A 26151-nucleotide genomic window follows, 5' to 3' on the forward strand; every position below is an offset into this window, starting at 1 on the left:
GCATGACACTCTCCGCGATCCCCCAACTGGCCGATGCCGCCGCCTGTCCGCGACTGGTGCTGAAAGTCGGCTCGGCCCTGCTGGTCGAGCGCGGCGGGGCGCTTCGCCGCGAATGGCTCGCCGCGCTGGTGGGCGAAATCGCCGCGGCGCGCACGCGCGGGCAGCAGGTCGTCGTGGTCAGTTCGGGCGCGATCGCACTCGGGGCTGCGAGGCTGAAACTTGCGGGTGGCGGCCGGGCGAGCCTCGCCGATGCGCAAGCGGCGGCCGCGGTCGGCCAGATTGCGCTGGCGGGGGCCTGGGCGGAGCTGCTCGCGGGTGAAGGCCTCGTCGCCGCGCAACTCCTCCTCACGCTCGACGATCTCGAGGATCGCCGCAGATACCTCAACGCCTCGTCCACGCTCGCCCGCCTGCTCGAACAGGGCGCGGTGCCGGTGGTCAACGAAAACGACAGCGTCGCCACCGCGGAGATCCGCTTCGGGGACAACGACCGGCTCGCCGCGCGCGTGGCGCAGGCGGCGGGAGCGGACGCGGTCGTGCTGCTGAGCGATGTCGATGGCCTGTTCGACCGCGATCCCAAGGACCCGTCGGCCGAACTCGTGCGCGAAGTGCGCGGCATCGACGAGAGCGTGCGCGCGATGGCGGGCGCCGGTTCGGGTTCGGGCATGGGTTCGGGCGGCATGGTGTCCAAGCTGCAGGCGGCGGAGATCGCGGGGCGGGCGGGGATCGCGCTCGCGATCGTCAACGGCACACGCGAGCGACCGCTGGCCCACGCGATCGACAACGACCTCGGGACCGTGTTCGTCGCGCAGCGCCGCGACGGCGGACGCAAGGCTTGGCTCGGCGGACGGATCGCGCCAGCGGGCGTGCTGACGGTCGATGATGGCTGCGCCGCGGCGCTCGGCCAGGGCAGCAGCCTGCTCGCGGCAGGCATGGTCGCGGTCGATGGCGAGTTCGCGCGCGGCGACCTGGTGACCATTCACGGCGCGAAGGGCGACCGACTCGCGCAGGGTCTCGTCGAATACACCGCCGCCGAATGCCGCGCGATCGCCGGGCGCAAAGCAGGCGAGCAGGCGGGGCTTCTCGGCTACGCGCCCCGCGCTGCCGTCGTCCACCGAGATCACATGGTCCTGCTGTGAGCGAGCGTCTCGTCGCACTGACGGGCGGCACGGGCTTCGTCGGCAAGGCGACGCTCGCGGCGCTGGGGCGTGCGGGCATCGGCGTGCGCGCACTCGCGCGCAAGGTGCCGCAGGAGCGAGGCAGCACCGAGTGGATCGCGGGTGACCTTGCAGACCACATGGCGCTGGCGCAGCTCGTCGCGGGCACCGAGGCGGTGATCCACGTCGCAGGGCTGACCACCGCGCCCGATGCCGCCGCCTTCGAAGCGGCGAACGTCGCGGGCACCATGGCGGTCGTGAAGGCCGCAGCCGAGGCGGGCGTGCCGCGCTTCGTGTGCGTATCCTCGCTCGCGGCGCGCGAACCGGCGCTGTCGGCATACGGCGCATCGAAGGAGCGGGCGGAGCGGCTGGTCGCGGCCAGCGGGCTGGACTGGACGATCGTGCGTCCGCCCGGCGTCTACGGCCCGTGGGACCGCGACTATCTCGAGATGTTCAAGCTTGCGGGGCGCGGGATCGTGCCGGTGCCGCCTCCGGGCCGCAGCTCGCTGATCCACGTGCAGGACCTTGCCGAGTTGCTGGTCGCGCTGCTGCCCTCGGGTGATGCGGTGACGCATCAGACTTTCGAGCCCGACGACGGGCACGCAGGCGGATGGAGCCATCGCGAACTCGCGCGGCTCATCGGCTGGGCGGTCGGTCGCAGGCCGTGGGTGGTCCACCTGCCGCGCGGCGTGCTTGCGCACGCCTCGCGCGCGGATCGGCTTGTGCGCCGCTCGCGCGCGCGGCTGACTGCGGACCGGGTCGGCTATATGACGCATCCCGACTGGGTCGCGCGTCCGTCGCTGCACGTCCCCGCCGAGGTGTGGCGGCCCCGGATCAACACCCGCGATGGCCTGAAGGCGACCGCGCGCTGGTACCGCGAGAGGGGCTGGCTGTAAGTTCGCTTGTCTCGCGGGCGCTTAGGCCTAAGCTCCGCGCCCGGGGGTCGCGAGTCGGAGGACGGGAAAGCCCGCCCCGATCCATCGCGAAAGGATAGCCTTATGAAGAAGTTCGTGACGGTAGCCGCGATCGCCGCTCTGGCCGCGTGCTCGAAGCCTGCACCCGAACCCGAAACCGCCGCCACCGAAGAGCCGACGGCAATGACCACCGAGACGGTGACCACGATGGCCGCCGACGGCAAGCCTTCGACCGGCAAGTTCGAAGTCACCTCGGCCAATGGCGAGAAGTTCAACGCCGAGGTCAAGCCCGACGGCACCTTTGCGATCACTGCCCCCGACGGCAAGGTAACGGACACAGGCAAGTGGGTGCAGAAGTCGCCCGAGCAATATTGCGAAACCTCCGACAAACCCGGCTCGAAAGAGGTCTGCTACGAGGAGAAAATGGTCGACGGGGTCTATACCTCGAAGAACCCGGTGACCGGCGAAACAGCGACGGTCGTCCGCATCGAAGGCTGAACGGCCGCATCCATAGTTCAAGGGAAGGAAATCACATGAAGAAACTGCTTATCGCTGCCGCCGTCGTCGCGCTCGCGGGGTGCAAGTCCGAAGCGCCCGCGCCCGAGGCGACGGCCACCGCGGAGCCGACAACCGCAGCGGTCGCCGAGCCGATGGCCGCCGACGGCAAGCCGACCCCTGGCAACTTCAAGATCACCACCGCCGACGGCAAGGTCGTGATGGAAGAGGTGAAGGCCGACGGCACCTACGTCGATACGGTCGACGGCAAGGTCGTCGAAACCGGCAAGTGGGTGCAGAAGTCGCAGAGCGAGTACTGCTACACCAAGGACGGCGAAGGCGCGAAGGAAGTCTGCAACCAAGAGGCGGTCGACGCCAAGGGCGTGTGGACCTCGACCAACCCCGAAGGCAAGACCGCGACCGTCGAACGCGTCCCGGCCTGATTCGTGCGAGACAATGGAGGGCTCCGGGGTTCGCTCCGGGGCCTTTCTTGCGTCTATCCTACAGGAACGGTTCGTAGCCGGGCGGCAGTTCGCCGTCGGGGCCGAGCGGGACCGGGGTGTGGATGCCGCACTCGGTCTTGTCCCAGCCCTTCCACCGTCCGGCGCGGGGGTCTTCGCCCTCGGCGACCTGGCTGGTGCAGGGCGAGCAGCCGATCGAGGGGAAGCCGGCCGCCACCAGCGGGTGCGCCGGCAATTTGGCGGCGGCCATGAAATCGGCGATGTCGGCCGCGCTCCAGTCGATCAGCGGGTTGATCTTGAGCCGACCGATCGGGTCTGTGGTGTCGAGTTCGAAGCGGGGCAGGTGCGCGCGGGTGCTCGACTGGAAGGCCTTGCGCCCCGTCAGCGAGGCATCGAACGCAGCGAGCGCCTTGGCGAGCGGACGGACCTTACGGATCTCGCAGCAACCATCCGGGTCGTATGACCAGCGCAGCCCGGTCTCGTCGCGCTTCGCGAGGTCGTCGGCATCGGGCTCCAGCACGACGAGGTTGGCGAGGCCGAGATGCGCGACCAGCTCGTCGCAGTAGGCAAGCGTTTCGGCAAAATGCTTGCCGGTGTCGAGGAACAGCACTGGCGTGTCGGGCGCGACCTGCGCCACGAAATGCAGCAGCACCGCGCTTTCCGCGCCGAAGCTGGAGACGGTGGCAACGCGCCCGGCGATTCCATCGCGCAGGACAGCGTGGAGGACGCTTGCGGTGTCGGCATCGGCGAACTCGGCGTTCAGGCGCGCGGCATCGGCCGCGGTGAAGCGCGGGGCCGGGTCGATCCGGTCGACGATGCGCGCGATGCCCAAGTCAGCCACGAAGGCCCGAGTGCCGCAGCGCCCAGATCGGGGCGCGGCCCCCATCACCCAAAGAGTCGGCGGCGGGCTGGTAGACGTTGTCCCAGCGGGTCAACGCGGTCTCGAAATCGGTGCGGTCGAGCGCCTTGTCCGCCTCGAATGCGTCGAACCCGCACCGGCGCATCAGGCCGACCTGGTCGACCAGCACATCGCCCACCGCGCGCAATTCGCCGGTGTAGCCCGCTTCGCGGAGGAGGCGGGCGGAGCTGTAGCCGCGCCCATCGGTGAAGCTCGGAAAGTTGACTTCGATCAGCTTGAGGCCGTCGAGATGCGGCAGCAACGCGCGGGCGTCGTCGCCCGGTTCGATGCGGACTGCGGCGGCATTGGTCTGGTCGAGATAGGAGTCGACGGTGACGGCCGGATGGTCGACCGCCTCGTCGTCGCGCAGGCGAATGAGATCAGCCATAGAGCGCCTCCTTGAACGGTTCGATGCCGATGCGGCGATAGGTGTCGAGGAAGCGTTCGCCCTCGGTCCGCTTGGCGAGGTAGACACCGGTCGCGGTTTCGACAGCGTCGACGATACCCGCCTCGTCGAAGCCGGGGCCGACAATCTTGGCGAGCGAGGTGTCGTCCGCCTCGCTGCCGCCGAAAAGCAGCTGGTAGTTCTCGGTCCCCTTCCGATCGACGCCGAGGATACCGATGTGGCCTGCATGGTGATGCCCGCAGGCGTTGATGCAGCCCGAGATCTTGATCTTCAGCTCGCCCAGTTCCTGCGAGACCGGCGCGAGCCGCTCGGAGAGCTTTTGCGCGACCGGGATCGAGCGCGCGTTGGCGAGGCTGCAATAGTCGAGGCCGGGGCAGGCGATGATGTCGCCCGCGCGGTCCAAATTGGCGACGCCGAGGCCCGCTTCGTCGAGTGCGGTCCACAGAGCATGGAGGTCGGCCTTGCGGACGTGCGGCAGGACGATGTTCTGCGTGTGCGTCACGCGCATCTCGTCGAACGAGTACTGCTTCGCAAGGTCGCCCATCAGGTGCATCTGCGCCGCGCTGGCATCGCCCGGGATGCCGCCGACGGGCTTGAGGCTGATGACCGCCGCGACATAGCCCGCCTGCTTGTGCGGATGGGTGTTGGTATCGACCCACAGCGCGAAGTCGGGGTCCGACCGGTCGATCTCGTCCGACAGGCCGCTCTCGAATGGCGGGTCGGCGAAGAACGGGATAATCCGTTCGAGCTCGGCCGCGGGTGGCTCGATGCCGAGCGTCTGGAGGTGGGCGAATTCCTCCTCGACTTGGCGGGTGTATTCCTCCGCGCCGAGCTCGTGGACGAGGATCTTGATCCGCGCCTTGTACTTGTTGTCGCGGCGTCCGTAGCGATTGTAGACCCGCAGGCACGCCTCCGAATAGGTGACTAGGCTGTCGATCGGCACGAACGGGTTGATGCACGGCGCGATCATCGGAGTGCGGCCCATGCCGCCGCCGACGTAGAACGCGGCGCCGATTTCGCCCGCGTCATTCTTCACGATGCGGATACCGATGTCGTGCAGCTTCATCGCCGCGCGGTCGGTGGTGGAGGCGATGACCGCGATCTTGAACTTGCGCGGCAGGGTCAGGAATTCCGGGTGGAAGCTCGACCACTGGCGCAGCAGTTCGGCATAGGGACGCGGGTCGACGACCTCGTCCGCCGCGGCGCCGGCGAAATGGTCCGAGCTGATGTTGCGGATGCAGTTGCCGCTGGTCTGGATGGCGTGCATCTCGACCGCCGCGAGATCGGCCAGCAGGTCGGGCGTCTCGTCCAGCTTGATCCAGTTGTACTGGATGTTCTGCCGCGTGGTGAAATGGCCGTATCCGCGGTCGTACTTGTCCGCGATGTCGGCCAGCGCGTGCATCTGCCTGCTGTCGAGCGTGCCATAGGGCACCGCGACGCGCAGCATGTAGGCATGGAGCTGCAGGTAGAGCCCGTTCTGCAGCCGCAGTGGCTTGAACTGGTCCTCGGTGATTTTGCCCGCGAGGCGGCGTTCCACCTGGTCGCGGAATTCCGCGACGCGGGTGTCGACCATCTGCTGGTCCCACTGGTCGTACTTATACATGTTTCAGATCACCCAGTTGCCGGCCTTCGGGTCGGCGGGCTTGAGGGTCAGGTCGGGCCGCACGGTCGGGCCGAGCGCGCGAATGCGGTCCTTGATGTGCGCGGGGCGCACGCCGCCTTCGGTTTTCTCGCCGTCGATCAGGTAGGGCGCGTTGACGCGGCGGGCGGCTTCCTCGCGGGCGAGGATCGCTTCGGCTTCGGGGCCCGCGTCGACCGCGTCCTCGACGTGAAGCGACCAGTCGTAGCCGGTCCACCAGGTGACCGCGCCGGACTTGAGGTCGTTACCGGTGAGGATCTTCACAGCACAGCCTCCGCAAGCCGGGCCACCGCCGCATCCTCGCGCGCGGTCACTTCGCCGATCACGATCAGGGCCGGGCTTTGCACCTGCTCTCGCTCCACCAGGTCGGGCAGGGCAGCAAGCGGGCCGCGGAGCACGCGCATCTGCGGGCGGCAGGCGTTCTCGATTACCGCCAGCGGCATGTCGGGGGCAAGGCCATCGGCCATCAGCTTCTCGGCGATCTGCGGGGCGGTCTTGACGCCCATGTAGATCACCAGCGTGCGGCCCTTGCCGGCAAGGCCCGCCCAGTCCTGTTCGGACAGCCCTTTGCACTGGCCCGCGACGAAGCTGACTACGCTCGATGCGTCGCGGTGGGTGAGGGCGATCTGCGCGGCGGCGGCGGCACCGTTCGCGGCCGAAATGCCGGGGACGATCTCGACCGGCACGCCCGCGGCGCGGCAATCCTCCGCCTCTTCGCCGCCGCGACCGAAGACCAGCGGATCGCCGCCCTTCAGCCGGACGACGTCCCGCCCGGCCAGTGCCTCGCGCACCAGCAGCGCGTTGATCGCGCCTTGCGGCAGGGTGTGGCGTGCCCGGCTCTTGGCGACCGAGACCAGCTCTGCGCCCGGCGGGGCGAGCGCGAGGATCGCGGGGTCGACGAGCCCGTCGTGCACGATGAGGTCCGCCTGCCCGATCAGGCGGGCGGCGCGCAGCGTCAGCAGGTCGGGATCACCCGGCCCAGCGCCGACGAGGTAAACGGTTCCGGTTCTTGCCATGGCGGCGAAATGCGCCCGGCCTGCGCCACCTTCCAGCCAGATTGCCTGTCAGAGCGGGAAGGCGCGATTTTGAAATCAGGGATTGGCAGCCAAGAAGCTATGCTTCCGGCGTTTTCTCCCGCGCGCCAATGGCTTCGACCAAAGCACGGAACTGGGCATTGTCCTTGAGGTTGAGGTCGCGCTGGGGGAACGGCACTTCGATGCCGTGCTCCCTGAACAGCGCCCAGAGCCGTTTGAGCACGTCCGATCGCACGTTGCCCACGCCCTCTTCGGGGTCGTTGATCCAGCAATGGATCTTGAACTGGATCGCGCTCTCGCCGAAGCTGTCGAGCCAGACGACCGGCGGCGGTGTGGTGAGGACGCGGGTCGCGCTCTTCGCCGCCTCGAGCATGAGCTTCTCGACCGCTTCGATATCGCAGCCATAGCCGATGCCGACCGGCACCTGCACCCGCACGTTCTTCGACGAATAGGACCAGTTCTCGACCTGGTTGATCATCAGGTTCTCGTTCGGGATCAGGTATTCCTTCTGGTCGCGCGTTGTCAGCGAGACCGCGCGGATCCCGATCTTGCGGATCTGTCCGAAGGTGGAATTGCCCGCCGCGTCGGCGATCGCGATCACGTCTCCCGGCTTGATCGAGCGGTCCATCAGCAGGATGATCCCCGCGATCAGGTTGCCGAAGGTCTTCTGCAGGCCGAAACCGATGGCAAGGCCGAACGCGCCCGAGAACACCGCGAGCGCGGTGAGGTCGATGCCGAGGATGTCGATCCCCAGCAGGATCGCGATCGCCCAGACGAGAATCGTGACGATCTTTTCCGCGAGCAGGCGCTGGGTCTCGTCGAACTTCGTCAGCCGGCGCAGCACGCGCCGCGCCGCCTTTCCGAGGAACCATGCTGCGAAATAGAGCCCGACGAGCACGGCCACGAAGACCAGCGCGCTCCACACCGAGACGTGCCACGAACCGATGTCGGTGCCCCAGCTATCGAGCGTGTCGACGACTTGGCCCACGGTCACGCTCTCGCCTCCGACGGCGCGGCGCAGGTCGTCGGCGGCCCCGGCGGTGTTCGCTTGCCCGGCGGTCATATCGCCGCGAACCCGCGTTTGAGATCGGCGATAAGGTCCGTGGGGTCCTCGAGCCCGATCGAGAACCTTACGCCAAGGGCAACACCGGAAGGCAAATCGGTGGGAGGCCAGGCGCTCGCGGTGCGGATGCGCGCAGGATCGGCGGGCACGACGAGGCTCTCGAACCCGCCCCAGCTATAGCCGATGCCGAACAGCTCGAGCGCGTCGATGAAGCGCGCGCGGGCAGCTTCGTCGGCGTCTGCAAGGATCACGCTGAACAGGCCGCAGCCGCCGGTGAAGTCGCGCATCCACAGGTCGTGGCCGGAGGCGCCGGGGAGCATCGGGCAAAGGACGCTCGCGACCTCGGGCCGACCCTCTATCCAGCGGGCGATTTCGAGAGCGGCGGCAGTCGACTGGTTCAGTCGTGCGCCCATCGTGCGCAGGCCGCGCAAAGCGAGTGCGGCGTCGTCGGGCGAGACCACGGTGCCGAGCACCTGCGCGTTCAGCCGAAGCTTCGCGTACAGCTCGCGGCCCGCGCTCGCGGAGCCCATCATCAGGTCCGAATGGCCGCCGACATGCTTGGTCAGGCTCATCACCGAGATGTCGCAGCCATGCGCCAGCGGCCGGAACCCGAGCGGGGAGGCCCAGGTGTTGTCCATCACGCTCACCGCGCCACTCTCCCGCGCAATGCGGGCGAGGGCGGGCACGTCGCACACCTCCATCGACAGGCTGCCGGGCGCCTCCAGCATGACCGCTTTCGTCCGCTCGCAGAACAATGCCTCGTAGGCGGCAAGGTCGAGCGGGTCGAAGAAGCGCGCCTCGATGCCCATCCGCTTGAGCAGCGAATTCGCCAGTGTCCGCGTCGGTTCGTAGGCGTTGTCGGTGACGAGCAGCACATCGCCCGGCGAGAGCACCGTCAGTAATGCCCCCGCGATCGCCGCCACGCCGCTCGGGTAGAGGATCGTGCCCGTCGCCCCCGGCTCGAGCTCGGTCAGGGCTTCGGCCAGCGCCCACTGCGTCGGCGTGCCGCGCCGACCGTAGTAGAAGTGCCCGTCGGCATTGGGTCGGCCTACGGCAAGGTCCGCGCTGTCGGCGTAGAGGTGCGTACTGGTGCGCCAGACCGGCGGGTTGACCGCGGCCCCGGTCCATTCGCTGCGCCTTCCGGCGGTAACGAGCCTGGTCGCCGGCGACTTATCCGACGTGCCTTTTGCCATGGTCAGGCCGCTGCTCCGGTTTCGATCGGGCTGGCGGGGTCGGCGGCCCACTCGCTCCAGCTCCCGTCATAGAGCGCCGCGTCCTCCACGCCGAGCCGATGGAGCGCGAAGAGCAGTATCGCCGCAGTCACGCCGCTGCCGCACGAGGTGACGATCGGACGCGCGATGTCGACCCCCGCTGCGGCAAAGGCCGCCCGCAGGTCCGCTTCGGAGCGGAAGGTCCCGTCGTCGTGATAGAGGTCCTTGTAGAACAGGTTGCGCGCGCCGGGGATGTGGCCGCCGGGAAGGTTGTGCACCGTGTCGATCGTCGCGCCGGTGAAGCGCCCGTCGTCGCGCGCATCGATGACCTGCTCGGCGCGGGTGTCGATGTTGGCGTGGACTTCCGCCTTCGACCTGACCCGCGACCAGTCTGCATCGAGCTGTTCGAGCGGAGCCGCCGGTGCGGTCGCCTCGCCGGTCTCGATCGCGCGGCCTTCGGCGTTCCATTTCGCGAGCCCGCCGTCGAGTATGGCGACGTTCGGGAACCCGTTCATGCGCAGGATGAACCACGCGCGGGCGGACGTCTTTACCGCGCTGTCGTCGTAGAGCACGACGCGGCTGTCTCGCGACACGCCCAGCGCCGCCATTCGCTCGGCTACCTGAGGCGCGGTCGGCAGCGCGTTGGGCACGGACGAAGCGTCGTCTTTGAAGCTGGGGAGGTCGAGGAACCGCGCGCCGGGAATGTGTCCAGCGGCGAACTCCGCGCGGGCATCGCGGCCCGGCTCGGTGGCGTGGGCGGTCGCGTCGAGCACGACGAGGTCGTCGTCGCCGAGCGCGTCCGCAAGCCAGTGGGTGGAAACGAGGCTGTCCATAGGCGCGACGCTAGCCGCCGCGCACCGCCATTGCCAGCGGTCAGTCGAGCGCCTTAGTCCAACGCCTTCTGGCCGACCGCGTGGTAGGTCTGCGGCATCTCGTCGAGCCGGAACGGTTGCAGCCGCTGGCCGCTGCCCGGGGTCTTCAATCCGACGATGAATGTCCGCGCGATCGGGTCCATCCCGTCGGCATCGGCGCGGACCCGCAGCAGCGGGACATAGACGACCGCCTTGCCGTGCGGGATCGGGCGAATCTCATTGACCGGCAGGCGGAATTCGCCCGCGAACGAGGCGCTCTCGCCCGGATCGAGCCGGGTGAGCGACTGCACCGGGGTGAGCGGCATGGCGGGGTCGGCGAGCTGCTGCTCGGTCGGCACACGTGCGTGCGCGGTGACGAGGTCGCCGCCGAAGCTCACGTTCTCGAGCGGAACCGGGCCGCGGTTGGTCACGCGCAGTTCGTAGGTCAGGGTCGCAAACATCATGCTGCGCGCAAGTTGCTGGACCTGCGCCTCGATCACCAGCGGTGGACCCGCCTGGATCGCGGCTGCAGGAGGCGATGCTGCGGCAGGCGATGCGGCTGCGGGGGAAGCGCCGAGCGGCGGTCGCTCGATCACCGGCGCCTCGTCGATTGCGCCCTCCCGTCGGCGACGCAGGACGATGTAAGCACCGCCGATTGCACCCGCGACGAGCAGGCCGCCTAGCGCGTAGAGCCAACCGGGCAGGCCGTCCTCGCTCGCGGCGGGCGTCTCGGCAACGGTGGGCGTGCTTGGCTCGACCGACGGCAGCGGAAGATCAAGACCGGGTGCGGGCGCAGCGGTGGAGGGGAACGGCGTCGCGCCGTCGACCACCGCTTCCGATTCCAGCGCGGTCGGGGCAGCGGGCGGGGTGAAGCGCGGCGGCAGCGAACTGTTGCGCGGCGGCAGCACCGCGCGCGGGGTGGGCGTGGCGACCGGCGTCGGCGTGGGAGCGGGCGCGGCGGTGGCGCGCGGCGTCGGCGTAGGGGTCGGCGCGCGGGGCCGCGTGAGGATCGGCGCGTCGGGATCGACCGGGCCCTGCACGTCGGTCGGCGTCGGCGTCGCTGTCGGCAAGCGAAAACCGCCCGGCGCGGCGGACTCCTGGCCCAGCCCCGGCGCGGCAGCGGCACCGATGGCAAGGGCGAACAGACTGGTTAGGGCGCGATTCTTCATGGTTTCGGCTCGACGCTCCCAAAGCGTCGGAAGCGCTGAATAGGCACTGAATTGCGCAAGTCCACCACCGCCTTGTGTCACGTGGCGATTCGCGCCAGATGCGCGGCATGAGCGACACACCTGTCCCGCGCCACCTCGGCCAGACGAGCACTCTGCCCGCGTCCCCAGAAGAGGCGGTGCTCGATTACGTACCGAACCCACGCGTGGGCACGCTCTACCTGGTGCGCTTCGCCGCGCCCGAATTCACCTCGCTCTGTCCGGTGACCGGCCAGCCCGATTTCGCGCACCTGGTGATCGATTATGCGCCGGGCGACACAATCGTCGAATCGAAAAGCCTCAAGCTGTTCCTCGGCAGTTTCCGCAACCACTGCGGGTTCCACGAGGACGTGACCGTCGGCATCGGCCAGCGTCTCGTGGACGAGATGAAGTCCCGCTGGCTCCGCATCGGCGGCTACTGGTACCCGCGCGGCGGCATCCCGATCGACGTGTTCTGGCAGACCGGCGCTCCGCCCGAGGGGCTGTGGGTGCCGGATCAAGGCGTCGCAGGGTATCGCGGACGGGGGTGAGGCTCCCTGAGCGGCAGCTTTCGGAGTTCGTGCTCAGGCGGTGTAATGTCTGCAATTGGGGTGGGAAGCGGACTTCCTTGGGTGCGGTTGCTCCACTGAACCTCTCTTCACGTAAGTGTTCGCCTCAGCCGATGGGCATCCGAAATGTGAACGTAGTTTCCTGACCTTCGGATTTTGCAGTCAGACTACCCTCATGCGCCTTAGCGATCTGCGAAGAAATGTAGAGGCCGAGACCCAGTCCCTGAAGGCTTGATCGAGCTTCCCCCCGTTCGAACGGTGAAAAAAGGTTCTCCATCGCGGCGGCGGGGATCGGCTTGCCGAAGTTCATCGTTTCGAATGTGAGGTGATCACCCTCACGATCCAGAACGGCCCGGATCGGTGCAACCGGATCTCCATGCATGAGCGCATTGCCCAGCAAATTGGAAAACAATTGCCCAAGCCGACCATGGTCGGCGCGAACTTCCGTTTCGAGCCTGAGATCGATGGCGATCTCCCGGTCCGGATAGGTCGCCCGCAATTCATCGACGACCTGCTGCACTGTGGCATCGATTCGCTGTTGTGTTGAATCGAGGGTAATACCGCCGCCAAGCCGCCCGCGTGCGAAGTCCATGACGTTATCGATCAGGCCCGCCATCCGACTGACGGTAGCATTGACCAATCCCACGACGTTCCTGCCCCTTTCGCTCAGTGTCTCGCCTTCGAGCATCCGCATCCCGCCCTTTATGGCGGCAAGCGGATTGCGCAGATCGTGACCCAGCACCGCGATGAACTGTTCCCGCAGGGCCGATGTCTCCTGTTCCGTAAGGAGCGCCGTCTTGCTTTCGACGAGCGACTGGCTGGCTTCGATGTGGTCGCCGATCATCTGGGCGAAGAGCTTGAACATCCCGACAATCTCGGGCTTGCTCACTTGGGCAGGTTTTGGAGAGATTGCACAAAGCGTGCCGAAAAAGCTGTCGTCGGACAGGATGATCGGGACGGAAATATAGCTTCTCAAACTGTAGATTCTCGGTGTGTGATGATCGCAATACTGCGGGTCACAATCGGCGTCGTCGATAAGGACCGGCTCCCTGTGGGTGCGGATTTCGTTGCAAATCGTAGTTTCGATCTGAAGTTCGCCTCCGGGCTCGATTCCGAAACCGATTTCATCGCGGACACTACAGGCGATCCACCGATCTTCGGTAACGCGAGCCACTGCAGCAAACCCCATGCCTGTCGCTTGGCAGATCACTTCCAAGATCGGCGGGACGATAGAGATCGCACTGACCATGCTGACGTCTTTTGCGAATTCCCGAGCCATAAGCGTTTGCTATATATTGCGACCCGTCGAGTCATGCTAGAAAACCAACAGGCGGTGTGCACATTCCCGAAGGCCCAGCAAGGCGGAGATGTCCGCAATGGGGTCGTTTGCTGACAGGCAGCTTTTTTGCCAGTTTGGCTGAAAGCAGACTGTCCGCATTCAGGCTTCGAGTTCGTTGGGGTCGAATGTCTGCATTTGGGGTGGCTAGCCGCCATTCGGAATCGAACGTATTGGTTAGTTCATGGCCGAGCTTTATCGCCCAACATCCGATTTTCTAGAGGCGGTAGCGGCCGAAGAAGTGCCGCTATTCGGCAGCTCATTTGCAGACGCAAATTTTCAGCGATTGATAGCTATGACTCGGGATGACGATCGAACAAACCGAGATTGGGCAACTCTTCTGCTTTCACAGCAAGAAGTAGACACGCCGCAGGTTCGAGATGCGCTTATCGCCGCTGCACAGGACGAAGACGATTCTGTCAGAGCAGAGGCTCTGTTAGGACTTGCGCAGCGAAACCCGGCGCTTGCTCTTCCGTTCGCAAGAATTGCGCTGATGAGCGATCATGTCACTATGCCTGTCTTTGAAGCTGTGACGCTGATCGCTGATCCATCTTTGGTGGAGCTATTGCGACCTTGGACCGAACCCTCAGAGGACGATTTTCTGGACAATCTCGCCCGTGAGGCTCTGGCCGCTTGTGAGCAGGGGAAATTCGTGGACCAGTAGATCGGAAAGTCCGCAAAGGGGTCGTTTGCTGACAGTCTGCTTTCCATGTTGGAATCCCTTTTCCTACACGCCCATCCATGCATACCGATCCCGGTTCGCCTTTTTCCGAACGGAGCAGCGGATCATGGTTTCGACTACCTCGACCGGCCTCGGCTCCCAGCAACGCGCGGGCGGTTGGACGGCATTTCGGCGGCAGGCGTTTCTCGACAGCCTCGGTACGGGGGCCGACGTACGGCTCGCCTGCCGCCGCGTGGGCATGTCGCGGCAGAGTGCCTATCGCCTGCTTGACCGGGAGGCGGGATTTGCGCGGCAATGGGACGCTGCCCAGCGCGAAGCGAAGGCGGCCGATGCGCGCGCGCTCCTCGCCGACCTGGCGCGTGGACAACCGAAAACGGGTGACGCCGTCACCCCGGTGTCACCCGCGCCGCGGAGGCGCGACGCAGCCCCGGCGCTTCGACCGTCACCCGCGCGTCACCTGCCGGGTGACACGCATCGCCTTGCGCCGGACGACCGCGAGGCCCAAGTCCCGCCCATGACCACCCGCACCGAAACCGACACATTCGGATCGATCGAGGTTCCGGCCGACCATCTCTGGGGCGCGCAGACGCAGCGCAGCCTGCAGAACTTTCGCATCGGCGGCGAACGGATGCCGCTGCCGCTGGTCCGCGCGCTCGGCACGATCAAGCGCGCGGCGGCGGAAGCCAATCGGGAGCTCGGTGTGCTCGATCCGAAACTGGCGGATGCGATCGTCGGCGCGGCGCAGGAAGTCATCGAAGGAAAGCTGGACGACGAATTCCCGCTGGTCGTGTGGCAGACTGGGTCGGGCACCCAGTCGAAAATGAATGCCAACGAGGTGATCGCCAACCGCGCGATACAGATGCTCGGCGGCGAGATCGGGTCGAAGACGCCGGTGCATCCGAACGATCACGTCAACATGAGCCAGAGCTCGAACGACACGTTCCCGAGCGCGATCACGATCGCGGCGGCGGGCGAGGTGACGCGGCACCTGCTTCCGGCGCTGCGCGCGATGCACGCCGACCTCGCGGCAAAGACGGCGCAATGGGACGGCATCGTGAAGATCGGCCGCACGCACACGCAGGACGCAACCCCGCTGACGCTGGGGCAGGAGTTCTCGGGCTACGCGGCGCAAGTCGCCGCCGCGATCGAGCGGATCGAGCTGACGCTGCCCGGCCTCTACGAACTGGCGCAGGGCGGCACCGCCGTGGGCACCGGGCTCAACGCGCCCGACGGGTTCGCCGAGCTCGTGGCGGCGAAGGTCGCCGCGATCACGGGCTTGCCGTTCGTGACCGCGCCCAACAAGTTCGCAGCGCTCGCCGCGCAGGATGCGCTGGTGTTCGCCCACGGCGCGCTCAATGCGGCGGCGGCGAGCCTCTACAAGATCGCCAGCGACATCCGCCTGCTCGGCTCGGGGCCGAGGGCGGGGCTGGGCGAACTGGCGCTGCCCGAAAACGAGCCGGGCAGCTCGATCATGCCGGGCAAGGTCAACCCCACGCAGGTCGAGGCGCTGACGCAGGTCTGCATCGAGGTGTTCGGCAACCACGCCGCGATCACCTTCGCCGGGTCGCAGGGGCAGTTCGAACTCAACGTCTATCGTCCGGTGATGGCGTGGAACTTCCTGCGCTCGGTCCGGCTGCTCGGCGATGCGGCGGCGAGCTTTACCGATCACCTGCTTGGCGGATTGGAGCCGCGCCGCGACACTATCGCGCGCGGGGTGGAGAACAGCCTCATGCTCGTGACCGCGCTCGCGCCCGAGATCGGTTACGACAAGGCGGCAGCGATCGCCAAGGCGGCGCACAAGTCGGGCAGCACCCTGCGCGAAGCGGCGCTGGCGGCGGGGGTGAGCGAAGCGGATTTCGACCGGCTGGTGCGGCCGGAGGACATGGTCTGAATTTTGGGTCCTCAAGTAGCGGAGCGGTAGGACCAAAATTCAAGAAGGAATGGTGCCGGCTGCAGGATTCGAACCCGCGGCCCCCTGATTACAAATCAGGTGCTCTACCAACTGAGCTAAGCCGGCTCCGGCTCGCGCATTCGTTCAGACCGCGCCGAAAGTCCAGCCTTCGGTGCGTGCGATTTCGGGGGTGAGGCCTTCGGGGTGCCAGTATTCGGGTCGATGCGCGACCGTGCGGAGCCAGGCCGCGGTGACCAGCGCGTCGGACGAATGATCGTCGATCGGGCCGCTGCCGGCGACCGGTGGCGATCCGAGTTCGCCGAGGCGGTCGGCGAGGTCTTCGTAGGTGCGGATCTTGCTCGCACCCTTGCGCACCCCCGCACCGCGGGCGGCGATCGAGGTGTACATCTCGACGATGACCGAGCCGCTTTCGGGCAGCGGGTCGACCGGCCAGACCGGGATGCAGTCACCGAGCCGATGGAGCATCCGCATCCCAGTCAGGCTCGACTTGCCGACCTGCGCCGCGCCGACGAGGTTGAAGTTGCTGACCGGGCGGACGCCCTGTGCGCGCTGGGCGTGCTCGCTGCGCCTAAAGCGGCCTTCACGGGTTAGGGCACCGGCAAGATGGAAGCGGTCGCCGACGTTCTCGGCGGAGTGGCGGAAATACCGCGCCGCGTCGCCGTGCGCGCAGAACGACGATGCCGCAAGATGCTCGTCGGCGGTGCAGATCTCGTCGATCAGCCGCCAAAGTCCGCGCGCGTCGGGCGGGCTTGCCTCCCAACCGGGAAAGTATGCGCGAGCATCGGCGAAGGGCAGGGCGATGCCGAGGTCCAAGCCGACGAGCGTATCTGGGGGGAGGTGATCGCGCAGGATATCGAGCACCTCGCCGCGCGACCAGCCGCGACCGGGATCGACCAGCACCGGCGGCCCGCCGTCGCCGTCGGCCAGTGCCAGCGCGATGCCCTTCTGCCGCTCGCCCGCCGCACCCGACCAATCAATCGCGAGGAAGTGTCGGAACCTGTCGGCCCTCATTCCCCGCGCTCGGCGCGCAGCTTGGCCCAGTAGTCGAGGCGCTTCCGCACCTCGCGTTCGAACCCGCGTTCGACTGGGGCGTAGAACGTCTGCCGCTCCATCTCGTCGGGCCAGTAGTTCGCGCCCGAGAAGCCGTCCTCGGCGTCATGGTCGTAGGCGTAGCCCTTGCCGTAGCCGATGTTCTTCATCAGCTTCGTCGGCGCATTGAGGATGTTCTGCGGCGGCATCAGGCTGCCGGTCTCTTTCGCGCTGCGCCACGACGATTTGAACGCCATGTAGGCGGCGTTCGACTTGGGCGCGGTCGCGCAATAGAGGCACGCCTGCACGATCGCGAGCTCGCCCTCGGGGCTGCCGAGGAACTCGTAGGCATCCTTGGCGGCGAGGCACTGGACGAGCGCCTGCGGGTCGGCAAGGCCGATGTCCTCGCTCGCCGCGCGAACGAGGCGGCGGAGTACGAACAGCGGCTCCTCGCCCGCAACCAGCATCCGCGCCATGTAGTAGAGCGCGGCGTCCGGGTCGGACCCGCGCAGCGCCTTGTGCCACGCGGAAATGAGATTGTAGTGCCCTTCGCGGTCCTTGTCGTAGACCGCAACGCGGCGCTGGAGGAATGTGCCGAGTTCGGACGGATCGAGCGGAGCGGCGATCTTGGCGGCGTAGAGCGTTTCGGCTTGGTTGAGCAGGAACCGCCCGTCGCCGTCGGCGCTCGCAACCAGCGCCTCGCGCGCCTCGGGCGTGAGGGGGAGCGGGCCTTCGAGCGCCTCCGCCTTGTCGAGCAACCGGCCCAGCGCCGCCGCGTCGAGCCGATGGAGGATGAGCACCTGCGCGCGGCTGAGCAGCGCGGCATTGAGCTCGAAGCTCGGGTTTTCGGTCGTCGCGCCGACCAGGGTGACGGTGCCGCGTTCGACGAAGGGCAGGAAACCGTCCTGCTGCGCGCGGTTGAAGCGGTGGATCTCGTCCACGAACAGCAGGGTTCGCTGGCCCATCTCGGCCGCGCGATCGGCCTCGGCGAATGCCTTCTTGAGGTCGGCTACACCGCTGAATACCGCGCTGATCGCGGCGAAGCGCATGCCCACGGCGTCGGCGAGCAGGCGGGCGATGCTGGTCTTGCCGGTGCCCGGCGGGCCCCACAGGATCATGCTGGAGAGCTTACCCGCGGCCACCATCCGCCCGATCGCACCCTCTGGGCCGGTAAGGTGTTCCTGCCCGACCACTTCATCGAGCGCGCGGGGGCGCAGCCGGTCGGCGAGCGGGGCATCCTCGCGCGGCTCGTCGGGGCCGGGCGCGGTCGCGGCAACGGTGTCGGGGAACAGGTCGGCCATCGACTCTCCATGTAGGAAATACAGGGGCGGACCGCGAGGGGTCTTGAATTTCGATGCATCTAAGATATATCGTGAGGCATCGTAAGAAAGGATTTTAGATGCGACATGGATTTCAGCACGACGTGAAGCGCGCGATGAAGGCGGCGATGGCCGCCAAGATGGCGGCTCGAGGCGCTGGCGGAGGATGGGGCGATCACGGCCCGTTCGGTGAGAACGGTCCGTTCGGGGCGAATGGTCCGTGGGGACCCGGCGGTCCGTTCGGTCCCAACGGCCCTTGGGGCGGTGACGGCGGCGGTCCCCGTGGACGGCGCGGCCGGATGTTCGGCCAGGGCGAGCTGCGCCTCGCGCTGCTCAAGCTGATCGCGGACCAGCCGCGCCACGGCTACGAGCTGATCAAGGCGATCGAGGAGTTGACCGGCGGCGGTTACGCCCCGAGCCCCGGTGCGGTTTACCCGACGCTGCAACTCCTCGCCGACGAAGGCGTGATCGAGGAAAAGGCCGACGACGCCAGCGCGCGCAAGCCGTTCGCGATCACGGGGGCGGGCGAGCAGGAACTGGCCGACAAGGCAGACGAAGTAGCCGCGCTGTTCGCGCGCCTATCGGACCACGGCGAGCGCCAGCATCGCGGCCGCTCGCCGCACCTCGCCCGCGCGATGGGCAACCTCGCGCAGGTGCTGAAGCACAAGGCACGCGCAGGTGAGTTGGGAGAGGACGCCATCAACCAGATCGTCGACATGATCGACGAGATGGCCAAGCGGATCGAACGACTGTGAGTGTTTCGAGCAAAGCCTCCGTACTCACGGACAACGCGTCGAAATATCTCCAGCAGCTATGCAAGCACTGGCAGCACAACCTTGCGGTTGAGTTCGACAAGACCCGCGGCACCATCGTGTTTCCGCGCGATGCCCGCGGGGCGAACTGGGCTGGTGACGGGACGGTGACGATGGTCGCCGCCGCCGGTACGCTCGAATGCTCGATCGATGCCAGCGAACCCGGTCAGCTCGAAGGTCTCAAGGGCGCGCTCGCCCGGCATCTCGACCGCTTCGCATTTCGCGAGGCACCGCTCGCGTTCGACTGGCACGACGGCTGATTCCTCGCCGCGATTGCGACCACCCGTGCGCGAGAGTATGATTGCGCCCGGGGGTCGCAAACGTGGAGGGGCATATGGAAGACGCGATCGATACGGTGCCGGCGCGGGCGGGGACACCATGGCACTTGTGGGCGGTCGGATTGCTGTCGCTGTTGTGGAATGCTTTTGGCGGCTACGACTACACGATGACCATGCTGCGCGATCCGGGGTATCTCGGGATGGTCGCGGAGCAGATGAACATGCCGCTGCCTGAACTGCTCGCTTTCTTCGACAGCTTTCCCGCATGGGCGGGTGCGCTATGGGCGATCGGCGTGTGGGGTTCGGTCCTCGGCTCGATCCTGCTTCTGATACGGTCGCGCCATGCGGTCACGGCGTTCCTGGTCTCGCTCGTCGGCGCGGTTCTGAGCTTTGCCTACCAGTTCACCATCGACCTGCCTCCGCAAATGGCGGCCGACCCGATGGGCAAGTACATGCCGATCGTGATCATCGTCGCGATCGTCCTGCAATGGTGGTACGCCCGGCGGCAGGCCGCGACGGGCGTGTTGCGCTGAACTAGCGTCGCCGGGCCGAAAGCACCCGCAGGTAGGTATCCGCCACCGCACGGTTGATCGTGTCCCATTCGAACGCCTGTGCGCGGGATTCGCCTGCTGCGCCGTGCGCTCGGCGCAGGGCGGGGTCGTCGGCGTAGCCTGAGATGCGGTCCGCATATGCGGCGATGTCGCGCGGGCCGACGAGGTAGCCGTTGACCCCATCCTCGACGAGGCTCGCCGCACCGGTCGCGTCGGCTGCGATGACGGGCACGCCGCAGGCCATCGCCTCCAGCGTGACGTTGCCGAACGTCTCGGTGACGCTGGGGTTGAGCAGTACGTCCATCGAAGCGACCGCACGGCCAAGGTTCTCACCGCCCTGGAAGCCGACGAAGACGGCGCCGCGCATCTTGTCCTCGAAGGTTGCGCGTGCCGGTCCCTCGCCGATCACGAGCACCTTGTGCGGCACACCGCGACGGTCGAGTTCGCCGATGACGTCGGAAAACACGTCGAGGCCTTTTTCCAGCACGAGACGGCCGAGGAAGCCGACGACGAGATCGTCCGGCGAGAAACCGAGCTCGTTGCGCCACGCCTCATCGCGTCGCCTGGAATTGAACACCGTGTGTTCGACCCCGCGCGACCACAGGGCGATGTCGTCGTTCATCTTCTGCTCGCGGAGCGTGTCGATCATGCTCGGGCTCGGCGTCAGGAGCACGTCACAGCGGCGATAGAGCTTGCGCAACCACGCCTCGAGCATCGGCTCCAGGAAGCCCAGGCCGTAATAGCGCGGGTATGTCTCAAACCGCGTGTGGACGCTGGCGACCACCGGCAGCTTTCGGTCACGCGCCCACTTTGCGGCCTCACGCGCGGCGAAGTCGGGCGATGAGATATGGACGAGGTGCGGATCGAACGCGGCGAGGTCGGCGCGGACGCGCTGGCCGAGCCAGGTCGGTACGCGGTATTCGCTGCGCCCCGGAATTGCGATCGAAGGCAGGCTGACGAGTGTGCCCTTGGGCTCGAACGGCGGATGCTCGATCGTCGGAGAATAGACACGCACCTCGGCTCCGTGGCGCTGCAGATAGTCGACCAGCCGGTTCAGCGCCTTGTTGGCACCGTCCACCGTCATGGCGTAATTGCCGCTCAAAAGCGCGATGCGGAGGCCCGATACCTGCATCGCGCGGCCATATGAGCGTCACACGCGTTTGGCGAGAGGCGGCAACGGGCCGCGCACGGCACCGCCCCGCCGCATAATACCATTGCGTGCTTGACTCGTTGCGCCGCAACATTAGTGCGGCCGACGGGCCACGCGGTCCCAACGCCGCGCGAGCTCTCTGCAAGGAGAGACTACATGACTGAGCTTACGCTTCCGGCGCGCAAACCTGCGCGTCCGTTCTTTTCTTCCGGTCCCTGCGCAAAGCCGCCGGGCTGGTCCCCCGACAAGCTGGCCACCGAATCGCTCGGGCGTTCGCATCGCTCGAAGATCGGCAAGGCGCGCCTGCAGTACTGCATCGACCTGATCCGCGAAGTGCTCGAGGTGCCTGATACGCATCGCATCGGCATTGTGCCCGGTTCAGACACCGGTGCGGTCGAGATGGCGATGTGGACCATGCTCGGTGCGCGAGGTGTTACCACGCTGGCGTGGGAGAGCTTCGGCGAGGGCTGGGTGACCGACGCGGTCAAGCAGCTCAAGATCGATCCGACGGTGATTCGCGCAGACTACGGCGCGCTTCCCGACCTGTCGCAGGTGAACTTCGCGGACGACGTGATCTTTACCTGGAACGGAACCACCAGCGGTGTGCGCGTGCCGGACGCTGACTGGATCGCCGCCGACCGCGAGGGCCTGACCATCGCAGACGCGACCAGCGCGGTGTTCGCGCAGGACATCGGGTGGGACAAGGTCGATGTTCTGACCTTCAGCTGGCAGAAAGTGCTCGGCGGCGAGGGCGCGCATGGCGTGCTGATCCTCGGCCCGCGCGCAGTCGAGCGGCTGGAAACTTATACGCCCGCGTGGCCGCTGCCGAAGGTGTTCCGCCTGGTTTCCAAGGGCAAGCTCGCCGAGGGCGTGTTCAAGGGCGAGACGATCAACACCCCGTCGATGCTTGCGGTGGAAGATGCCATCTTCGCGCTCGAATGGGGCAAGTCATTGGGCGGCCTGTCCGCCCTGAAAGCGCGAGCAAACGCCAATGCGGCGGCGCTCGATGCAATCGTGCAAGGTCGCGACTGGCTGGGCCACTTGGCTGCCGATCCGGCGAGCCGCTCGAACACCAGCGTCTGCCTGACGGTCGAGGGTGCCGACGAGGCGCGCATCAAGGCCATGGCCAAGCTGCTCGAGGAGCACGACGCGGCCTACGACGTCGCGGGGTACCGCGATGCTCCGCCGGGCCTGCGCATCTGGTGCGGCGCGACGGTCGAGACCGCCGATATTGAGGCGCTCGGCCCGTGGCTCGACTGGGCCTACGCGGCGACTGCCTGACTCGTCGTCCCAGCGAACTCTGGGACCGCGTGCCGCAAGGTACGACTTAGCCGACAGCGATCCCAGCTTGAGCTGGGATGACGGAGAATTGAAATGACCAAGCCCAAAGTCCTCATTTCCGACAAGATGGACCCCAACGCCGCCAAGATTTTCGAAGAGCGCGGCTGCGATGTCGACGTGATCACCGGCGAAACGCCAGAACAACTCATCGCCCGCATCGGCGAGTACGATGGCCTCGCGATCCGCTCCTCGACCAAGGTCACCCGCGAAATCCTCGACGCGGCGACCAACCTCAAGGTTATCGGCCGCGCCGGCATCGGTGTCGACAACGTCGATATTCCCTATGCGAGCGGTAAGGGCGTGGTCGTGATGAACACCCCGTTCGGCAACTCGATCACGACCGCCGAGCACGCCATTGCGCTGATGTTCGCGCTCGCCCGCCAGATTCCCGAGGCGAACGAACTGACGCAGCAAGGCGAATGGCCCAAGAACGGGTTCATGGGCGTCGAGGTGACCGGCAAGACGCTCGGGCTTATCGGTGCAGGCAACATCGGCTCGATCGTCGCCAGCCGCGCGCTGGGACTGCGCATGAAAGTCGTCGCCTACGATCCGTTCCTGACCGAGGACCGCGCGATCGAGATGGGGGTCGAGAAGGCCGACCTCGAAACGCTGCTGGCCAAAGCCGACTTCATCACGCTCCACACGCCGCTGACCGACCAGACCCGCAACATCCTCAGCCGCGAAAGGCTCGAGAAGACCAAGAAAGGTGTGCGCATCATCAACTGCGCACGCGGCGGTCTGATCGACGAAGCGGCGCTGAAGGACGCGCTCGACAGCGGGCAGGTTGCCGGTGCCGCGCTCGACGTGTTCGCGACCGAGCCGGCGAAGGAATCGCCGCTGTTCGGCACCAAGAACTTCATCTGCACCCCGCACCTCGGCGCATCGACAACCGAAGCGCAGGTCAACGTCGCGCTGCAGGTGGCCGAGCAGATGGCCGACTATCTCGTCAACGGCGGCGTGACCAACGCGCTCAACATGCCGTCGCTCAGTGCAGAGGAAGCGCCCAAGCTGCGGCCCTACATGAAGCTCGCAGAGAACCTCGGCAGCCTCGTCGGCCAACTGGCGCACGGCAACCTCACGCAGATCTCGATCGAGCGCGAGGGTGCCGCAGCGGAACTGGCGGGTAAGCCGCTCGAGGCGGCGGTGCTCGCCGGATTCATGAAGCAGTATTCGGACAGCGTGAACATGGTCAACGCGCCGTTCCTCGCCAAGGAACGCGGACTGGACGTGCGCTCGATCCGGCACGAACGCGAGGGGGCGTACAACACGCTGCTGCGCGTGACCGTGGGCACCAGCCAGGGCGACCGCTCGGTTGCGGGCACGCTGTTCGGTACCGACGCGCCGCGGCTGGTCGAGATCTTCGGCATCGGGATCGAGGCCGAGCTGTCGGGCCACATGCTCTACATTGTCAACGAAGACGCGCCTGGCTTTATCGGCCGGATCGGTACCCTGCTCGGCGAAAGTGGCATCAACATCGGCACCTTCCACCTCGGCCGCCGCGATGCGGGCGGGGAAGCCGTGCTGCTGCTCAGCGTCGACCAGGCGATCCCGAAGGAGGTGATCGACAAGGCCTGCCAACTCCAGGGCGTGAAGACCGTTCGCGCGCTGGCGTTCTAGGCCACGCCGTCTTGCAAATCCGCATCACCCCCGCAATGGCGGGGGTGATGCTGCCGGGGTGACGAACTTGACCGACCCAACCGCCGACCTGCTGCCCGTGGGGCTCGAGGATCGCCTGCCGGCCTCGGCGCGCGCGCTTACGGCGGCGCGGCGGGCTGCACTCGATGCGATGGATGCCCACGGTTACGACCGGGTGATCCCGCCGCTGATCGAGTTCGAACGCTCGATGGCGACCCGCATGAGCGGGGTCGCGACCCGGCGCATGGTCCGCTTCACCGATCCTGCCTCGCTCCGCACACTCGCGGTGCGCAGCGACATCACGGTGCAGGTAGGGCGCATCGCCGCGACCAGTCTTGCCGCCGCTCCGCGCCCGCTGCGGTTGTGCTACGCGGGCGAGGTGGCTGTCATTGCGAGCGATCAGCTCGACCCTGCGCGACAGCGCCTGCAACTCGGCGCAGAGCTGATCGGCAGCGACAGCGCTTCGGCTGCGGCGGAGGTGGTCGTGCTGGCGATCGAGGCGCTCGCCGCGGCAGGGGCCAAGGGGATTTCGGTCGACTTCACCTTGCCCGACCTCGTTGACGTGCTGTCGAGCAATGCCCTGCCGCTCCCGTCCGATCGGATCGACGACGTGCGCCGCGAACTCGACGCGAAGGACGCGGGCGCGCTCAAGGATGCGGGCGGCGAGGCGTACCTGCCGCTGCTCTACGCCGCCGGTCCCTTCGAGGATGCCGTCGCGCGCCTTGCCGCGATCGACGTGGGCGGAGTGCTGGCCAGTCGTCTCGATGGCTTGAGGGCGATCGCCGCGCGGGTCGGCGGACTGGCGCGGGTCACTCTGGACCCGGCCGAACGCCACGGGTTCCAGTACCAGAGCTGGTTCGGCTTTACGCTTTATGCCGAAGGGGTGCGCGGTACGCTCGGCCGTGGCGGGACCTACCTGCTTGGCGGGTCGGAAGAGCCTGCGACCGGCTTCTCGCTCTACATCGACCCGCTGGTCGATGCGCTCGGCGACAAGGCTGCGGGCGACCTGCTCTACCTGCCGCTGGGCCACGATCCAGGCGCTGCCGCGCGGCTGCGGGCGATCGGTTGGCGGACGGTCGCCGCGCTCGGCCACGACGAAGACCCCTGCGCGCTCGGTTGCACGCACCGCCTTTCGGGCGAGGGGCCGCGGCCCCTTTGACCCCGGATCAGGCCGCTTCGAGCTCGAGCGAGCCGGGCGGAAGTGAAAAGCAGAACCGTTCGCCGCGCTACAGAGCATCTGGATAGCGCCCCGAGAACTCGAAGACGCCGTCCCGATTTGTGGTTGATGCCTAACGAGGCGTCAAAGGCCCTACCCTGGGCTAACCGAACAGATCCTTTAGCCACGCGTCGACGACCGGTGTCGCAGGATAGGACGGGTCGCCCATCCGGCGGTTGATGTCCGCGTGGCCCTGCAGCCCGCGACCGGCGAAGGCGCGCACCTCTGCCTTCGCGCCGGACGACCGCAGGGCGGCGGCGAGGCCATCGCTCTGGCGCTTGGCATCTGCACGCTCGACGTGGGCGATCAGCCATTCGCTCACGTTCGGTGCAGCCGCGTTGAAAGTCGGCGATACGGCGCGCTGGCGGGCAGGGTCGGTGCCGAAGGCCTGCTCGTAAGTATCGCCCAGCAGCACGGCATTCTCGCCCATCTGCGCCGGCACATCGTACCCGGCGCCGTCGAGCGGGATGATCCCGGCCACGTCAGTGGGCGAAAGCCCCACCGCGCGCAGGTATTGCGGGTCGGTGCCGACCAGCGCAACGAGGTGCGCCCCGGCGCTGTGGCCCATGAGCACGACCCTGCGCCGGTCGATACCGAGCGAATCGGCCCGTTTCAGCAATGCCGCCAGCGCCGCAGCGACGTCGGCAGCCTGCTGCTCTACTGTTGCCGCGGGCACGAGGCGATAGTTGGTCGACGCGAAATGATAGCCGAGGCCGGTATAATGCGGCGCCTTGAAGGTGCCGGTGGCGTTGTCCTTGTCGCCGCGCTTCCAGCCGCCGCCGTGGACGAACAGGACCAGCGGCGCCGCGCCGGTCGCCTTTGCGGCATGGAAATCGAGTCGCTGGAGCGGATCGCTGCCATAGGCGATTTCCTGCTCGCCGTTCGCCCGATGGCCTGACCGCGCACCCGGTTCGCGCGTCGCGCCCATACGCTCGCGCAATTCGGCGCGGCAGTCCTCGGAAAGGCTCGCGGCCTTGTCGCGTAGGCATTCGCGGATCGCGCCCCGGTCGC

Annotated in this window: 27 protein-coding genes and 1 tRNA gene; 13 read left to right on the plus strand and 15 right to left on the minus strand. The window is 67.1% G+C overall.

Annotated features, from left to right (window positions below; all coding sequences use genetic code 11):
- Positions 1-2: 2 nt before the first annotated feature.
- The 4 genes from proB to ACWPMX_RS02530 all read left to right on the plus strand — a co-directional run bounded on the left by proB (position 3) and on the right by ACWPMX_RS02530 (position 3006).
- Positions 3-1136 carry a glutamate 5-kinase gene (gene proB, locus ACWPMX_RS02515; protein ID WP_455698478.1) on the plus strand — a complete coding sequence of 378 codons (1134 nt, stop codon included), beginning with the start codon at positions 3-5 and terminating at the stop codon, positions 1134-1136.
- Positions 1133-2050, plus strand: coding sequence for an NAD-dependent epimerase/dehydratase family protein (locus ACWPMX_RS02520; RefSeq protein WP_455698479.1), 918 nt, complete (start codon positions 1133-1135; stop codon positions 2048-2050). Before proB ends, ACWPMX_RS02520 begins: the two co-directional genes overlap by 4 nt.
- 102 nt (positions 2051-2152) lie before the next feature.
- Complete coding sequence (locus tag ACWPMX_RS02525) at positions 2153-2566, plus strand: hypothetical protein (protein WP_455698480.1); 414 nt, start codon at positions 2153-2155, stop codon at positions 2564-2566.
- Between the two features lie 35 nt (positions 2567-2601).
- Positions 2602-3006, plus strand: a complete 405-nt coding sequence (locus ACWPMX_RS02530; RefSeq protein ID WP_455698481.1) for a hypothetical protein — start codon at positions 2602-2604, stop codon at positions 3004-3006.
- A 58-nt stretch (positions 3007-3064) separates the two neighbouring features.
- Here ACWPMX_RS02530 and ACWPMX_RS02535 read toward each other — a convergent pair whose 3' ends face one another.
- The 9 genes from ACWPMX_RS02535 to ACWPMX_RS02575 all read right to left on the minus strand — a co-directional run bounded on the left by ACWPMX_RS02535 (position 3065) and on the right by ACWPMX_RS02575 (position 11295).
- Positions 3065-3910 (minus strand): phosphoadenylyl-sulfate reductase, encoded by an 846-nt coding sequence (locus ACWPMX_RS02535; RefSeq protein WP_455698482.1) that lies wholly within the window; start codon positions 3908-3910, stop codon positions 3065-3067.
- A complete protein-coding gene (locus ACWPMX_RS02540) occupies positions 3858-4310 on the minus strand; it encodes a DUF934 domain-containing protein (RefSeq protein WP_455698483.1) in 453 nt (150 codons plus the stop codon). The genes ACWPMX_RS02535 and ACWPMX_RS02540 overlap by 53 nt, the downstream gene beginning before the upstream one ends.
- Complete coding sequence (locus ACWPMX_RS02545) at positions 4303-5931, minus strand: nitrite/sulfite reductase (protein WP_455698484.1); 1629 nt, start codon at positions 5929-5931, stop codon at positions 4303-4305. Before ACWPMX_RS02545 ends, ACWPMX_RS02540 begins: the two co-directional genes overlap by 8 nt.
- A gap of 3 nt (positions 5932-5934) precedes the next feature.
- Positions 5935-6231: a DUF2849 domain-containing protein gene (locus tag ACWPMX_RS02550; protein WP_455698485.1), complete on the minus strand. Its 297-nt coding sequence runs from the start codon at positions 6229-6231 to the stop codon at positions 5935-5937.
- Entirely contained in the window at positions 6228-6983 is a 756-nt protein-coding gene (cobA, locus tag ACWPMX_RS02555; RefSeq protein ID WP_455698486.1) for a uroporphyrinogen-III C-methyltransferase, read from the minus strand. Before cobA ends, ACWPMX_RS02550 begins: the two co-directional genes overlap by 4 nt.
- A gap of 97 nt (positions 6984-7080) precedes the next feature.
- Positions 7081-8064, minus strand: a complete 984-nt coding sequence (locus tag ACWPMX_RS02560) for a mechanosensitive ion channel family protein (protein WP_455698487.1) — start codon at positions 8062-8064, stop codon at positions 7081-7083.
- Positions 8061-9257 carry a cystathionine beta-lyase gene (metC, locus tag ACWPMX_RS02565; RefSeq protein ID WP_455698488.1) on the minus strand — a complete coding sequence of 399 codons (1197 nt, stop codon included), beginning with the start codon at positions 9255-9257 and terminating at the stop codon, positions 8061-8063. The genes ACWPMX_RS02560 and metC overlap by 4 nt, the downstream gene beginning before the upstream one ends.
- 2 nt (positions 9258-9259) lie before the next feature.
- Positions 9260-10108: a sulfurtransferase gene (locus ACWPMX_RS02570; RefSeq protein ID WP_455698489.1), complete on the minus strand. Its 849-nt coding sequence runs from the start codon at positions 10106-10108 to the stop codon at positions 9260-9262.
- A gap of 53 nt (positions 10109-10161) precedes the next feature.
- Positions 10162-11295, minus strand: coding sequence for a hypothetical protein (locus ACWPMX_RS02575; RefSeq protein WP_455698490.1), 1134 nt, complete (start codon positions 11293-11295; stop codon positions 10162-10164).
- Between the two features lie 107 nt (positions 11296-11402).
- Between ACWPMX_RS02575 and queF the strand changes: the two genes are divergently transcribed.
- Positions 11403-11861 carry a preQ(1) synthase gene (gene queF / locus ACWPMX_RS02580; protein WP_455698491.1) on the plus strand — a complete coding sequence of 153 codons (459 nt, stop codon included), beginning with the start codon at positions 11403-11405 and terminating at the stop codon, positions 11859-11861.
- Positions 11862-11985: 124 nt separating this feature from the next.
- On the opposite strand, the gene ACWPMX_RS02585 is transcribed toward queF, so the two are convergent.
- Positions 11986-13128, minus strand: a complete 1143-nt coding sequence (locus ACWPMX_RS02585) for a GAF domain-containing sensor histidine kinase (protein WP_455698492.1) — start codon at positions 13126-13128, stop codon at positions 11986-11988.
- Positions 13129-13399: 271 nt separating this feature from the next.
- Between ACWPMX_RS02585 and ACWPMX_RS02590 the strand changes: the two genes are divergently transcribed.
- On the plus strand, positions 13400-13879 hold the full coding sequence (locus ACWPMX_RS02590; RefSeq protein ID WP_455698493.1) for a HEAT repeat domain-containing protein: 480 nt from the start codon (positions 13400-13402) through the stop codon (positions 13877-13879).
- Between the two features lie 532 nt (positions 13880-14411).
- Positions 14412-15788, plus strand: coding sequence for a class II fumarate hydratase (fumC, locus tag ACWPMX_RS02595; protein ID WP_455700712.1), 1377 nt, complete (start codon positions 14412-14414; stop codon positions 15786-15788).
- Positions 15789-15838: 50 nt separating this feature from the next.
- On the opposite strand, the gene ACWPMX_RS02600 is transcribed toward fumC, so the two are convergent.
- The 3 genes from ACWPMX_RS02600 to ACWPMX_RS02610 all read right to left on the minus strand — a co-directional run bounded on the left by ACWPMX_RS02600 (position 15839) and on the right by ACWPMX_RS02610 (position 18139).
- Positions 15839-15914, minus strand: a tRNA-Thr gene (locus ACWPMX_RS02600).
- Between the two features lie 18 nt (positions 15915-15932).
- A complete protein-coding gene (locus ACWPMX_RS02605) occupies positions 15933-16820 on the minus strand; it encodes a hypothetical protein (protein WP_455698494.1) in 888 nt (295 codons plus the stop codon).
- Entirely contained in the window at positions 16817-18139 is a 1323-nt protein-coding gene (locus ACWPMX_RS02610; RefSeq protein ID WP_455698495.1) for a replication-associated recombination protein A, read from the minus strand. The genes ACWPMX_RS02605 and ACWPMX_RS02610 overlap by 4 nt, the downstream gene beginning before the upstream one ends.
- Before the next feature lie 98 nt (positions 18140-18237).
- Here ACWPMX_RS02610 and ACWPMX_RS02615 point away from each other — a divergent pair, with 98 nt between their 5' ends.
- From ACWPMX_RS02615 to ACWPMX_RS02625, 3 genes are all read left to right on the plus strand, one after another.
- Positions 18238-18912, plus strand: a complete 675-nt coding sequence (locus tag ACWPMX_RS02615; protein ID WP_455698496.1) for a PadR family transcriptional regulator — start codon at positions 18238-18240, stop codon at positions 18910-18912.
- Positions 18909-19229, plus strand: coding sequence for a DUF2218 domain-containing protein (locus tag ACWPMX_RS02620; protein ID WP_455698497.1), 321 nt, complete (start codon positions 18909-18911; stop codon positions 19227-19229). Before ACWPMX_RS02615 ends, ACWPMX_RS02620 begins: the two co-directional genes overlap by 4 nt.
- Before the next feature lie 74 nt (positions 19230-19303).
- On the plus strand, positions 19304-19780 hold the full coding sequence (locus tag ACWPMX_RS02625) for a hypothetical protein (protein ID WP_455698498.1): 477 nt from the start codon (positions 19304-19306) through the stop codon (positions 19778-19780).
- 1 nt (position 19781) lies between these two features.
- On the opposite strand, the gene ACWPMX_RS02630 is transcribed toward ACWPMX_RS02625, so the two are convergent.
- The gene (locus tag ACWPMX_RS02630) at positions 19782-20930 is read right to left on the minus strand and encodes a glycosyltransferase family 4 protein (protein ID WP_455698499.1); all 1149 of its coding nucleotides are present in this window, start codon (positions 20928-20930) and stop codon (positions 19782-19784) included.
- 174 nt (positions 20931-21104) lie between these two features.
- Here ACWPMX_RS02630 and ACWPMX_RS02635 point away from each other — a divergent pair, with 174 nt between their 5' ends.
- The 3 genes from ACWPMX_RS02635 to ACWPMX_RS02645 all read left to right on the plus strand — a co-directional run bounded on the left by ACWPMX_RS02635 (position 21105) and on the right by ACWPMX_RS02645 (position 25083).
- Positions 21105-22229, plus strand: coding sequence for a phosphoserine transaminase (locus tag ACWPMX_RS02635; RefSeq protein ID WP_455698500.1), 1125 nt, complete (start codon positions 21105-21107; stop codon positions 22227-22229).
- Between the two features lie 93 nt (positions 22230-22322).
- Complete coding sequence (gene serA, locus ACWPMX_RS02640; protein ID WP_455698501.1) at positions 22323-23906, plus strand: phosphoglycerate dehydrogenase; 1584 nt, start codon at positions 22323-22325, stop codon at positions 23904-23906.
- 67 nt (positions 23907-23973) lie between these two features.
- Positions 23974-25083 carry an ATP phosphoribosyltransferase regulatory subunit gene (locus ACWPMX_RS02645; protein ID WP_455698502.1) on the plus strand — a complete coding sequence of 370 codons (1110 nt, stop codon included), beginning with the start codon at positions 23974-23976 and terminating at the stop codon, positions 25081-25083.
- 160 nt (positions 25084-25243) lie between these two features.
- Here ACWPMX_RS02645 and ACWPMX_RS02650 read toward each other — a convergent pair whose 3' ends face one another.
- Positions 25244-26068, minus strand: coding sequence for an alpha/beta hydrolase (locus ACWPMX_RS02650; protein ID WP_455700713.1), 825 nt, complete (start codon positions 26066-26068; stop codon positions 25244-25246).
- Between the last annotated feature and the right edge of the window lie 83 nt (positions 26069-26151).

Source organism: Tsuneonella sp. HG094 (assembly GCF_053819285.1).